This is a genomic window from Bacillus sp. G1(2015b) (genome assembly GCF_001482475.1).
In the GTDB taxonomy this organism is placed as follows: Bacteria; Bacillota; Bacilli; order Bacillales; family Bacillaceae; genus Bacillus; species Bacillus safensis.
On record NZ_LKIC01000031.1, the window covers coordinates 211,474 to 222,975 of the forward strand.

At 40.1% G+C, this 11,502-nt stretch carries 12 protein-coding genes and 1 tRNA gene; 10 read left to right on the forward strand and 3 right to left on the reverse strand.

Going from position 1 to position 11,502, the window contains the following annotated elements:
- The first annotated feature begins 7 nt into the window (after window positions 1-7).
- The 5 genes from AMR95_RS18480 to AMR95_RS18500 all read left to right on the forward strand — a co-directional run bounded on the left by AMR95_RS18480 (window position 8) and on the right by AMR95_RS18500 (window position 6,105).
- Complete coding sequence (locus tag AMR95_RS18480; protein ID WP_039179975.1) at window positions 8-961, forward strand: ROK family glucokinase; 954 nt, start codon at window positions 8-10, stop codon at window positions 959-961.
- 213 nt (window positions 962-1,174) lie between these two features.
- On the forward strand, window positions 1,175-3,094 hold the full coding sequence (locus AMR95_RS18485; RefSeq protein ID WP_039179972.1) for an LTA synthase family protein: 1,920 nt from the start codon (window positions 1,175-1,177) through the stop codon (window positions 3,092-3,094).
- An 86-nt stretch (window positions 3,095-3,180) separates the two neighbouring features.
- Entirely contained in the window at window positions 3,181-4,305 is a 1,125-nt protein-coding gene (locus AMR95_RS18490) for a M14 family metallopeptidase (RefSeq protein ID WP_039179969.1), read from the forward strand.
- Window positions 4,306-4,460: 155 nt separating this feature from the next.
- Window positions 4,461-5,714 carry an MFS transporter gene (locus AMR95_RS18495; RefSeq protein WP_047202298.1) on the forward strand — a complete coding sequence of 418 codons (1,254 nt, stop codon included), beginning with the start codon at window positions 4,461-4,463 and terminating at the stop codon, window positions 5,712-5,714.
- Between the two features lie 76 nt (window positions 5,715-5,790).
- The gene (locus tag AMR95_RS18500) at window positions 5,791-6,105 is read left to right on the forward strand and encodes an MTH1187 family thiamine-binding protein (protein WP_058839083.1); all 315 of its coding nucleotides are present in this window, start codon (window positions 5,791-5,793) and stop codon (window positions 6,103-6,105) included.
- A gap of 160 nt (window positions 6,106-6,265) precedes the next feature.
- Here the strand turns inward: AMR95_RS18500 and AMR95_RS19070 are convergent, their stop codons facing one another.
- Complete coding sequence (locus AMR95_RS19070; protein WP_003217333.1) at window positions 6,266-6,439, reverse strand: DUF2759 domain-containing protein; 174 nt, start codon at window positions 6,437-6,439, stop codon at window positions 6,266-6,268.
- 157 nt (window positions 6,440-6,596) lie between these two features.
- On the opposite strand from AMR95_RS19070, the gene AMR95_RS18505 reads away from it, so the two are divergent.
- Window positions 6,597-7,235 (forward strand): MBL fold metallo-hydrolase, encoded by a 639-nt coding sequence (locus AMR95_RS18505; protein ID WP_039179959.1) that lies wholly within the window; start codon window positions 6,597-6,599, stop codon window positions 7,233-7,235.
- Between the two features lie 47 nt (window positions 7,236-7,282).
- On the opposite strand, the gene AMR95_RS18510 is transcribed toward AMR95_RS18505, so the two are convergent.
- Window positions 7,283-7,525: a DUF2626 domain-containing protein gene (locus AMR95_RS18510; protein ID WP_003217440.1), complete on the reverse strand. Its 243-nt coding sequence runs from the start codon at window positions 7,523-7,525 to the stop codon at window positions 7,283-7,285.
- Between the two features lie 214 nt (window positions 7,526-7,739).
- On the opposite strand from AMR95_RS18510, the gene AMR95_RS18515 reads away from it, so the two are divergent.
- Entirely contained in the window at window positions 7,740-8,120 is a 381-nt protein-coding gene (locus AMR95_RS18515; RefSeq protein ID WP_007501232.1) for a Spx/MgsR family RNA polymerase-binding regulatory protein, read from the forward strand.
- A 55-nt stretch (window positions 8,121-8,175) separates the two neighbouring features.
- Here AMR95_RS18515 and AMR95_RS18520 read toward each other — a convergent pair.
- Window positions 8,176-8,246 (reverse strand) — tRNA-Gln (locus AMR95_RS18520).
- 98 nt (window positions 8,247-8,344) lie between these two features.
- Between AMR95_RS18520 and AMR95_RS18525 the strand changes: the two genes are divergently transcribed.
- From AMR95_RS18525 to comGB, 3 genes are all read left to right on the forward strand, one after another.
- Window positions 8,345-9,220, forward strand: coding sequence for an STAS domain-containing protein (locus tag AMR95_RS18525; RefSeq protein WP_039179956.1), 876 nt, complete (start codon window positions 8,345-8,347; stop codon window positions 9,218-9,220).
- 177 nt (window positions 9,221-9,397) lie between these two features.
- On the forward strand, window positions 9,398-10,468 hold the full coding sequence (gene comGA, locus AMR95_RS18530; protein ID WP_080967140.1) for a competence type IV pilus ATPase ComGA: 1,071 nt from the start codon (window positions 9,398-9,400) through the stop codon (window positions 10,466-10,468).
- On the forward strand, window positions 10,410-11,489 hold the full coding sequence (gene comGB, locus AMR95_RS18535) for a competence type IV pilus assembly protein ComGB (RefSeq protein ID WP_231746914.1): 1,080 nt from the start codon (window positions 10,410-10,412) through the stop codon (window positions 11,487-11,489). Before comGA ends, comGB begins: the two co-directional genes overlap by 59 nt.
- The last annotated feature ends 13 nt before the right edge of the window (window positions 11,490-11,502 follow it).

Below are 11,502 nucleotides of genomic sequence, written 5' to 3' on the forward strand. Positions count from 1 at the left end.
AGGGCATATGACAGGGGATTGGTTTGTAGGTATTGATCTTGGCGGTACGACAATTAAGCTTGCGTTCATTAATCTATATGGTGAAATTCAGCATAAGTGGGAGATTCCTACTGATAAATCCGGGCAGACGATCACAGTCGATATTGCCAAATCAATTGACCATAAACTGGTTGAGATCAGTATGCCGAAATCAGCACTTATTGGGATCGGAATGGGTGCACCTGGACCTGTAGATAAAGTATCTGGAATCGTCTATAAAACAACGAATCTGGGCTGGACAAACTATCCGTTGAAAGATCACCTAGAGGCAGAGACAGGACTTCCATCTGTCATTGAAAATGATGCGAATATTGCTGCACTCGGTGAAATGTGGAAGGGTGCAGGAGATGGCGCAAAAAATATCCTGATGGTCACACTTGGAACAGGGGTTGGCGGCGGCATCATCGTCAACGGTGAAGTTGTTCAAGGGGAGACAGGAGCTGGCGGAGAAATTGGCCATATTTGTGCCGTTCCATTTCAAGGAGCACCTTGTAACTGCGGAAGAACAGGCTGTATTGAAACAATCGCATCTGCAACTGGCATCGTCCGGCTTGCAAAGGATAAATTAGAAACCGAGCAGCATACATCTTCACTTGGCACGCTCGCTTCGCTATCAGCAAAGAATGTATTTGAAGCGGCAGAAAACGGAGATGATCTTGCAATGCGTGTCGTAGAAGAAGTGACGACACATCTTGGACTTGTCCTAGCGAATCTTGCCAGTGCTTTAAACCCAACGAAAATTGTGATTGGCGGCGGTGTTTCAAAAGCAGGTGAGCTTCTTCGCAGTAAAGTAGAACGCGTTGTGAAACAACATGCGTTCCCGCCTTGCGCAGACGATGTCGAAGTGGTGATAGCATCACTCGGAAACGATGCGGGTGTCATCGGTGGTGCATGGATGGCAAAAACCAAATGGCTGTCTTGAACAAAAAAGTCATAATGATGTCATTTTTATTAAAAAAAGCGATAGATAGGCATGAAATTGGATGTTTAGCATATTCATAAGTTTGTCATGAGGAAAAAGACATTGATTTTCCATCATATACAGGATAAGATATACTTTAGTTATTTTTCTAGAAGCACCAATAATTAGGGTATATCCTGAGCCTGGGTGCGCGCTTAGCATAAGGAGGTTACAATGCGAAAGAATAGATTAAAGGCGATTTCATTTTTACTGATTGCGACATTGCTCATGTGGGTCAAAACCTATGTTATCTATAAATCTAGCTTCAATATTAAAATTGAAAATTTCATGCAGGAGTTTATCCTGTTTATTAATCCGCTTAGCTTTCTTTTGTTTATCTTCGGTATCGGTTTATTTTTCAAAGAGAAAAATCGAAATCGATATATCATCGTGACAAGCTTTATCCTGACATTCATTTTGTTAGCCAACATTGTGTTTTATCGATTCTATAGTGACTTTCTAACCATCCCCGTCCTTTTTCAAACAAACAATATGGGTGACCTCGGGTCAAGTATTACCTCTTTAATTGAACCAGTCGATTTACTGATGTTCGTTGATATCATCATTTTAATTTGGCTCTATAAAAAACAGCCTTCCTTTAGAACAGATGTCACAGTTTCACGAAAAGAACGAGCAGCATATTACTTATTTGTGGCAGCTACATTTTTCTTTAACCTTGGTTTAGCTGAAACAGAAAGACCAGAACTGCTTACTCGCTCATTTGACCGTGAGATGCTGGTGAAAAATATCAGCTTATATAACTTCCATATTTATGATGGGGTATTGCAATCGAAGCAGTCTGCTCAACGAGCCCTTGCTGACAGTAATAGCTTAACTGAAATTGAAAACTATGTAAGCGCAAATCAAACGGACCGTAATGAAAAGACATTTGGTCAAGCAAAAGGACGAAATGTCATTCTTGTATCACTTGAGTCTACACAGAGTTTTGTGATCAATGAAAAATTAAACGGGAAAGAAATTACTCCGTTTTTAAACAAATTGATCAAGAAGAGCTATAACTTTACTAATTTTTATCACCAAACAGGTCAAGGGAAAACATCTGATTCAGAGTTTATTGTAGATAATTCTCTTTATCCACTTGGAAGAGGGGCTGTGTTCTTCACAAATCCAAGTAATGAGTTTACAGCGACACCTGAGCTGTTAAAGGATGAAGGCTACCACTCTTCTGTTATTCATGCGAATAACAAAAGCTTCTGGAACCGCGACCTTATCTACGATAGCTTTGGCTACGATAAGTTCTTTGATATTAAATCATTTGATGTGAATGAAGAAAACTCAGTTGGCTGGGGACTGAAAGATGGTCCGTTCTTTGAGCAGTCCGCTGAATTAATGAAATCGATCCCGCAGCCTTTCTATACGAGATTGATTACATTAACGAACCATTTCCCTTTTGATTTAGATGAAGAAGATAAGCTCATTGATGAATATGATTCAAAGAGCAAAACGCTGAACAAGTACTTCCCTACAGTGCGTTATCAAGATGAAGCCCTTAAGCTTTTCTTTAAAAAGATGAAGGAAGCTGGGTTATACGATAACTCCATTTTTGTTTTATATGGGGATCACTACGGAATTTCTGAAAACCATAACGAAGCCATGGGACAATTTTTAAATAAAGAGATTACGCCATTTGAAGAAGTACAGCTTCAAAAAGTCCCATTTGTTGTACACATTCCAGGGGTAACGGATCAACATCCAAAAGAAATTGATACGGTAGGTGGTCAGGTCGATATCCGTCCAACTGTACTCAATCTTCTAGGTATTGATACAAGTAAACAAATTCAATTTGGTCATGACCTTTTATCAAAAGATACGAATGACTTTACAGTACTCCGTGATGGAAGCTTTATTACGAAGGACAGCATTTTTACAGATGGTGTTTGCTACAATAAAGAGACAGGCGAGCCAGCAGATGATAAAAATGTGTGTCAGTCTTATGAAGAGAAAGCGAAGCAGGAGCTACAATTCTCTGATCAAATCATCTACGGAGATCTCCTTAGATTTTATGATCGAAACAGCCCGGACCATTCACCATCCAAAAAAGAAGGTGAAACGGAGCTGAAAAAGGCGTCCTAATAGATGAAAAAACCTCTGCTATTTTTAGAAGCAGAGGTTTTCTTTTTTTGCCTGACGGCTCATATAGTATGAGAGGAGGGATGTAAATGAAGACAACGTCGTTTGGAAAAATTGAATGGCAGCTGGATGAAGCGGAGAGGGATGCTGTGGCAAAGCAGCTTGGTATTGGCAAAGCTGCTTTTCATTTATCTAATCAAACAAGCACTGATGACCTTCTTTTACCTGGATATAGACTTCCAGAAGGAGTCCATGTATTTGATTCCATCGGTGATGTGCAGAAATTTATTGCGCCTTATAGACTGCAGCAATCCGATGATTGGATCAATGGAACATTTGAATATGATAGCGCTCAATTAGAAGAAGAGCTGAGCCGCTTGAAAGCCGTATTTCCTTTTCTTCATATCAGCGTCATTGGTCATTCAGTGCTTGATACACCTATTTATGAAATCCGAACAGAGCCTGTTCAGCATTTACATTCTATTCATCTCAATGCCTCATTTCATGCAAATGAATGGATCACGACGTCTGTTTTATTAAAATGGTTGAAATCGCTTTGCTTAGCAGCGTCTGACCCGGTTCAGGCAAGACATTATGAAGCGGTTCATATTCTGCAGACCACTGCTTTATCCATCGTGCCAATGGTCAATCCAGATGGAGTGGATTTGGTTCGTAATGGACCGGAGTCACTAGGTCTTCATCGTGAAGAATTCACACTGCTAAACGGTGGATATTCCGATTACCGGGAATGGAAAGCAAATATTCGAGGGGTGGATTTAAACAATCAATTCCCTGCTTATTGGGAGATCGAGTACTATCGTCATCAGTCGAAGGCACCGTCCTACCGGGATTATCCTGGGCGCGAGCCATTAACAGAACCAGAAGCGAAAGCGATGGCAAATCTTGCGCTGCGAAAACGATTTGACCGGCTGATTGCCCTTCATACACAAGGAGAAGAGATTTATTGGGGTTTTCTTGGCCATGAGCCAGCCATCTCAAAAGAAATGGTCAAACGATTCGAACAAGTGAGCGGCTACAAACCGATCCAATATCTCGACAGCTATGCAGGCTATCGCGATTGGTTTATTTATCAATTTCATAATGAGGGCTATACAGTTGAGCTTGGTCTAGGGAAAAATCCTCTTTCCATGGATCAATTTGATTCGATTTATGAAAAAACAAAGCGGCTTTTATGGGAAGCGTGTAAGTGTTAAAAGCACCTGTCTGGTGCTTTTTCATATTGGAGCAACAATCAATTGCTTATGGTCAATAAAAACAATGTTGAAGTAATTGACGAAGGCTTTCTTGTAAGCTATTGTGAAAGATATGGATGTAAAAAAAAGGATATGATTTAGGGAGATGTCGACTATTGAGTGCTCAAAGCCTGTGGAAAAGAAATTTTACTTATCTATTTGTTTCTAAAATGTGCAAAATTACAGCGGATAGTTTATCTTTCAACACCATCTTATGGCTTTTGGTACTAGGAGGGAAAGGAGCAATAGGGACAGCTTTTTTTATTGCGGTCAGCTTTGTCCCTCAAGCGATTGTTGGACCATTTATTACGCCTATGATGAAGCCGCATCAATTGAAATTTTGGATGTGCTTTGCTGATTTAACACGAGGAGCGATTATTCTTGTGATCGTGGTTAGTTACTTTTATGGTTTCACACCATTAGTCCTCATCATTGGCTGCATGCTGCTTCATTCGGCGACAGGAGGCTCCTACGAACCGGCATCTGTATCGATTATTCCAAAGCTTGTCCATGAGGACCTCATACAAAAGGCGAATGCAACCATCCAATCAGCAAGTCATGTCGTAAGACTTGTGACGGTAACGATTTGTGGTGTCATGATTGCATTTGTAGGCGTAGGCTATACAATGCTTGTGATCATTCCTCTTTATCTTTTGTCCGCTTTATTGGTGTTCATGATTTCATATCAAACAGAAGCCATCATCGATAAAGCCAAAAAAGGATTATCTTATGGCAAAAGATTAATTCGAGGTTTTTCACTTGTTAGAAGCCATCATATTTTGTTTCCGTTAGCCATTTTTTGTGTCTGCTCAAACTTTGCTGCGGCACCATGGGAAGCATTGTCTGTTATTTATTTAACTGAAGACTTACATAGTGGACCGGTCGTCTATTCATTCATCAAAGTCACAACCGCACTAGGCGCCTTTTTGATGGGGTTTGTTTTAACAAAGATAAAAGTGAATCGGTATGGATTGCTCTTTATAGGTGCTGGGATTGTTGATGGAATCGCCTTCTTCATCACAGGTATGAACGCATTGTTACCACTTGTGTTTATATCAGCTTTTGCTTTAGGAGCAGCCATTAGTGCAGTTAACGTACCCGAACATACGATGATTCAATTGTCAGTAAAGGCAGAGGATCAGCCGCAAGTGTACGCGATTATCAACATGATTTCCTTCTTGATGATTCCTTTAGGCGCCCTCATTGGCGGTTATATGGCAACACTGTTTGGGTCTGGGTATGTCATTGCGGCTGGCGGCATCATTGAAGCTGTTTCAGGTATATGCCTGCTTTTGTTTACAAAGATCGGAAAGGTAGAGAGGGCGGATTTGACGATAGAACGAGACAAACCTGCCGTAAACGCAACGTGAGCATGGCATGATTGATTGAAGATAGGTTACAATGAGGACGAGAAAACATGAGAATTTGATTGAAAGGGGAAAAACGATGGCTATAGCAGACGTCACCATCATTCCGATAGGCACTGAAACACCAAGTGTCAGTGCTTACGTAGCAGATGTACAAAGAATTTTAGAAGGCTTTCAAAAAGAAGGGAAAATCAAATATCAATTAACACCGATGAATACGTTAATTGAAGGCGAATTATCCATTTTATTTGAGGTCATTCAGCGCATTCATGAAGCCCCTTTTGAAAAGGGATTGCACCGAGTAGCGACCAATATTCGCATCGATGACAGGCGGGATCAAACCACAACGCTTACAAGCAAATTAGAAAGCGTGAATAAGCATTTAAATCAATAAAAAAGCCTGCTATAAGCAGGCTTTCAGCGTGTAGACAAACCCTCGCATTCGGTGTCAGGGCTGCAAAGGTTTTCTATCACGCTGAAAAGAAGACAAAGGGCTAAAATCAAGATCATTTTAGCCCTTTGTCAACAATCTGAAGCCTGCTAGATGCAGGCTTTTAATGTGCAGTTGGATAACCGCTATAGATGATGGTCATGACAGTGAACCATCCAAAAACCAAAAATGTAGCGCCAGCAAAAGCGATGGCAAGTACGTTCACTTTTTTTAGTGAGCGATAGATACCGAGCGCAGCTAAAATCGTGACTAGACCAAAAATAATGACGAGCATCATGTGAAAGTCCCCCTTTGTCATCAATCCCTTTGATTTCCTTTCTTTTCATTTTAACCGTTTTCATAAAGCTTGTCGAGTAGATTCCAGTTGACGATTGTTTGAATTTTTATTGAATAGCCTTCATAATAAAAAAGAATCAATAAAGTAGGTGATGAAAATGAATTGGAGAAGAATGCCACTAGGCTATGTACAAGCGAACGCATATATTTGGAAAAACGAGCAGGGAGAATGCTTAATTTTTGATCCAGGCGGCGAAGCGCAAAAGCTGATTTCCTATGTAAAAGAAAAACAGCTCACACCGCTTGCTGTCTTATTAACACATGCTCATTTTGATCATATTGGTGCGGCAGATGAGGTACGCGAAGAGTGGGGAGTGCCGCTGTATGTACACGAAAATGAAAAAGAATGGCTCACGAATGCTGAATTAAACGGTTCAGCTCGATTGATTGGAAATGGAATTACGGTCAAAGAAGCTGAAAAATTGATTACGACAGAAGGAACTCTTCAAATTGGGTCGTTTACATTAGAAATGTTCCATACACCTGGGCATTCACCTGGCAGTGTGTCTTACTATTCGGCGGAAGAGGGCTTTGTTATTTCTGGTGACACGCTATTTGAAGGTGGCATTGGGAGAACAGATTTAGTAGGCGGCAGTCAGGAAGTGCTGCTTCAATCAATCCATCATAAATTATTGTCCTTGCCAGAATCAACTCTTGTATTAAGCGGGCATGGCGGGGAAACCACTGTGCTGACAGAGCAGGAGCAAAATCCGTTTATTAATGGTTTTTCTCTTTAATTGCAGGCATGAAAAAAGCATCTCTTTAGAAGAGATGCTTTTTTCAATTAATGTCCGGTACCGGGAACCATGATGAAAATCGAATAATATGTAAATCCGGCAAAGAAAATCGTCAAGTACGCTCCGAAAATGTAAATATACATTCTTTCGGATAAATTCAAGTAGGATAAAAATACAAAAAGAACGGTTTGACCGAAGAACAGCAGCGATGCATCTTTCATATGTCCTAAATAGAACATGACAGCAAAAATACCCGTCCAAAAGCCAAGCACGCGGAACATGCGATTCATTTCTTTCCCTCCCCTTAAAAAAACCCCTTTGATTCATATTATAGCTGATCACCACTTGTTATGTAAACATTTACATTTTTGACAACGTGTGAACAATTTATTTTGAATGCAGAAAAAATTTTTTTGAAAAAATGATGAAAAAGTGTTTATGCTGAAAAACATGAGGGTACTTACTCCATAAGAGAAAAGGTTAACGACCTAAGGAGGAAGACTAATGAGTGACATTACTTTTTATTCATACCCAAGCTGCACGTCTTGCCGCAAAACAAAACATTGGTTAAAGGCGAATCAAATTGATTTTAAAGAGCGTCACCTTTTCAGAGAAACGCCAACTCTAGATGAATTAAAAAAGATTCTTTCTTTAACAACAGAAGGAATGGATGAAATTTTAGCCACACGAAGTCAAGCTTTTAAAAGCTTAAATTTAAATATTAATGACTTAAAAGTAAACGAGGTTTTGCAGCTTCTCATTGAAAAACCAAAACTGCTTCGAAGACCAATCATCATTGATGGAAATAAATTAGTAGTTGGTTATAATCCAGGAGAACTCATGAAAATATCAAAAAAGAAAGCGATTCATCAATCAGTTTCCTAATAAAAAACGAAGATCAGCTGAAACATGCTTCAGCCGTCTTCGTTTTTGTGCTGAACTGGGCTAGCTGGGTTCGAACCAACGATCACGGAGTCAAAGTCCATTGCCTTACCACTTGGCTATAGCCCAATATCAAACGTGTAATGATATTGTTCACCATCTACGGTCATTTATACATAAAAATTGTATGTCACGAGTTTTAAGTGCAAAAGGAGTGAAAGAAGTAAATGAAAAATGAAAAATCAAAGCAATTATACGAATTTATCCTAAAAGAAGCCCCTGTCATGACCGAAGAATGGCTAAAGACAAGAACCGAAGAAGGCTCATTATATTCTAAACATGCTTCAGAGGAAACGGAAAAGAAGCTGAAGGAACAGAACACAGCGTTTATTCAAACCATTGCAGCAACACTTGTGACACTGTCAGACAAAGTAGAAAACCATTTGAAAAAGTGGTCTGTTGATATTGCTCGTGATCGAGCAGTGCACGAGGTGCCGTTATATGAAATCATTGGACAATTTAAGATTTTCCGCCACATTTTCTGTTCGAGAATTGAGACATTCACCCAAGAAACAGAGCTTGAAGTGACGCTGCAAGATGTGTGTCAGTGGAATCAGCATTTTCACGCCACATTTGATGATATGATTGAGCGTTTATCAGAAGAATATGACCGCGTCACACTCAGTCAGCTGAATGCACAAAGAGAGATGATTCAAGAACTGAGTGCCCCTGTTATTCCAGTATCAAAGGAAATCGGGATTTTGCCATTGATCGGAGAAATCGATACGTACCGGGCTAAAATTATTTTGGAATCCGTGCTAGAACAGGCTTCAAGACTGCGTCTAACGCACTTATTTATTGATATTTCTGGCGTTCCCGTTGTTGACACGATGGTTGCTTATCAGCTGTTTAAAGTGGTCGATAGTGCGAAGCTATTAGGAATTGAGACGATTATATCAGGTATTCGTCCAGAGATCGCTCAAACTGTAGTGAAACTCGGCATTGATTTCTCAAAAGTAAATACAGAACACAGCCTTGCAAAAGCTTTAGAAAAAAGAGGATTTCGCATTTTTGAAGAGCAGCAGCAAGAAGCCACATCATGACGAAGAAACCTGCACTTGTAAAAGTCAGGTTTTTTTATATGCTCTTTTCTAAAAAATGATGTGATGCATCTTGAGTTGAGGGTTTTCATGCTTTATTAGTCATGAAAATCATAAAATGCTCTTTTGTCATTCAGGTTCCTCCATTCTACAATGTGATCAATGAAAGGAGTGATCCACTTGTATGGGATTGAATATTTAAGGCAAGAGCTGCTAGAAGAAGCATGCCGCATGAGAGCATCTGATGTGCACATTGTCCCAAAAGAAAAGGAAGCGTTGGTATCTTTCCGCGTAGACTCAGATTTAATCCAGCAGCGAACCATTGATAAAAAAACCGGCGAGCGGCTCATTGCTCATTTTAAATTTTTATCTTCTATGGATATCGGGGAAAAAAGGAGACCGCAAAATGGGTCATTAGCTGTGATGCTAAGAAGCGGCCAGGTGTTTATTCGAATGTCTACCTTACCAACTGTAAATGATGAGAGTTTAGTGATTAGAATATTGCCGCAGGATCATGTTCCGAAAATAAAACACCTGTCACTATTTCCGAAAGCTTCAGCCAGGTTATTGTCATTTTTGAAGCATTCGCATGGGCTCATTTTATTTACCGGTCCAACCAATTCGGGGAAAACAACAACCCTCTATTCACTGATCCAGTTTGCAAAAAAGAATTTCAACCGAAATATTATTACGCTTGAAGATCCTGTGGAAACAAGAAATGAAGAAGTGTTACAGGTTCAAGTAAATGAAAAAGCCGGCATCACATATGCCGCAGGATTACGCGCTATTTTAAGACATGATCCAGATATGATTGTGCTAGGAGAAATAAGAGATGCTGAAACGGCCAGAACGGCGATTAGAGCAGCACTGACAGGCCATTTAGTATTGAGTACGCTCCATGCAAAAAATGCAAAAGGAGCCCTTTATCGTATGCTTGAATTTGGTGTCACGATGAATGAACTTGAGCAAACGATGGTTGCGATTGCTGCCCAGCGATTAATCGAGCTCACCTGTCCTTTTTGCGGAGAAACATGTCAGCTTTACTGTAAATTAAATCGACCGATCAGACGAACAAATGTATTTGAACTGCTGTTCGGAAAAGAGCTTGGTGAGTGTATCAAGGAGGCTAAAGGAGAATTTGCTCACTCGTCATATGAAACACTGCAAAGATTAATTCGTAAAGGAGTGGCACTTGGCTATCTATCAAAAAACACTTACCATCGCTGGGTTTATGAAGAAGCGAGCCTCTAAAGTATGGTCTAAAAAGGACCAAGCTGAATGCCTATCAAAACTGGCTCAATTAATTCAGGCTGGATATACATTGATTGAGGCATTAGTGATGGTGAATATCCAGTTATCAAAACAACAGCGGCAGCAATTAAAACTAGGTATTCAGTGGCTGCACGAAGGCGAGCCTTTTTATGTGGTGCTAGAGCGACTCCATTTTCAGCGGGAAGTCATCGCCATACTATGTTTTTCTGAGAAGCATGGCAGTCTAGCCCGTGCTTTAGAACAAAGCGCCCGTTTTTTAGAGAAAAAAGTCAAGCAGTTAGACACGTTTAAACGCATGTTGCGTTACCCGCTCTTCCTCATCTTCACGGTTTTGGTCGTGCTGATACTCGTTCAGAATATGATCATTCCTCAATTTTCTGTTTTGTACTCATCGATGGATACCCGCATGTCTTGGATGATTCAAGGAATGTTTGGAATGTTTCAATTCCTTCATGCTTTTCTACTCATCACCAGTTGTCTGTGTATTTGTCTTACCGGCTATTATGCTTTGTTTTTTAGGAAAAAGTCGACGCTTGAGAAATTGAGGGTGATGAGTAAGCTGCCTTTTTTATATAAAGGGATGCAGCTGATGCATACGTACCTTTTTTCTCTTCAGCTAAGCGGACTGCTTCAGGCTGGATTATCGATGTACGAGGGTTTGCAAGCTTTTAAACAGCAAAGCTACTTACCTTTTCTTCAAGAAATAGGTGAACAAATGATGGATGAGTTAAGAAAAGGAGAAAGCATGGCACATCAAGTAAGTGAGAGTCCTTTTTTCGAAAAACATTTTGCAGCCATCATCAAACATGGTGAAGCAAGCGGGATGCTAGCAAGAGAAATGTACACGTACAGCCAATTTCTATTAGAGAATGCAGAGCTGAAAATTGAAAAATGGATGTCTTGGCTGCAGCCGGTGATCTATGGTGTGACGGCACTTCTTATACTCATCGTGTATTTATCTATTCTTTTACCAATGTATCAACTAATGGAGCAAGTGTAAGAAGGAGGACAAA

Coding starts and splice junctions, on each gene's coding strand:
- AMR95_RS18480 (WP_039179975.1), top strand. CDS start 8: ATGACAGGGGATTGGTTTGTAGGTATTGATCTTGGCGGTACGACAATT.
- AMR95_RS18485 (WP_039179972.1), top strand. CDS start 1,175: ATGCGAAAGAATAGATTAAAGGCGATTTCATTTTTACTGATTGCGACA.
- AMR95_RS18490 (WP_039179969.1), top strand. CDS start 3,181: ATGAAGACAACGTCGTTTGGAAAAATTGAATGGCAGCTGGATGAAGCG.
- AMR95_RS18500 (WP_058839083.1), top strand. CDS start 5,791: ATGGCTATAGCAGACGTCACCATCATTCCGATAGGCACTGAAACACCA.
- AMR95_RS19070 (WP_003217333.1), bottom strand. CDS start 6,439: ATGATGCTCGTCATTATTTTTGGTCTAGTCACGATTTTAGCTGCGCTC.
- AMR95_RS18505 (WP_039179959.1), top strand. CDS start 6,597: ATGAATTGGAGAAGAATGCCACTAGGCTATGTACAAGCGAACGCATAT.
- AMR95_RS18510 (WP_003217440.1), bottom strand. CDS start 7,525: ATGAATCGCATGTTCCGCGTGCTTGGCTTTTGGACGGGTATTTTTGCT.
- AMR95_RS18515 (WP_007501232.1), top strand. CDS start 7,740: ATGAGTGACATTACTTTTTATTCATACCCAAGCTGCACGTCTTGCCGC.
- AMR95_RS18525 (WP_039179956.1), top strand. CDS start 8,345: ATGAAAAATGAAAAATCAAAGCAATTATACGAATTTATCCTAAAAGAA.